Annotated in this window: 1 protein-coding gene; it reads left to right on the forward strand. The window is 62.1% G+C overall.

The features are described from left to right. Positions 1 to 253, forward strand: a 253-nt coding sequence (locus AAEZ10_RS27580; RefSeq protein WP_350571849.1) for a PAS domain-containing protein, incomplete at both ends; no start/stop codon positions are given.

Genomic DNA, 253 nt, shown 5'->3' on the forward strand with positions numbered 1-253 from the left:
GAGCACAACCGACGCGACCTGCAGCTGCTCACTCAGCAGCTCGACACCGCCCGCGCGTTCAACGCTTCGGTGCTGAGCAATGCCGCGGAAGGCATTTTGGTAGTCGGAGAAGACGGCTACATCAACTTCGCCAATCCGGCCATTGCCGGCATGTTGCATACCCGTGTCGAGGACCTGCAGGGTACGCCGCTGCTGTCGCATCTCGCCGCGCCGGACATGCCGGCCAATTGGCACGAGTCGGACTTCTATCGTT

The organism is Pseudomonas sp. H26/SER47-MNA-CIBAN-0231 (genome assembly GCF_040310465.1).
GTDB lineage: Bacteria > Pseudomonadota > Gammaproteobacteria > Pseudomonadales > Pseudomonadaceae > Aquipseudomonas > Aquipseudomonas atacamensis.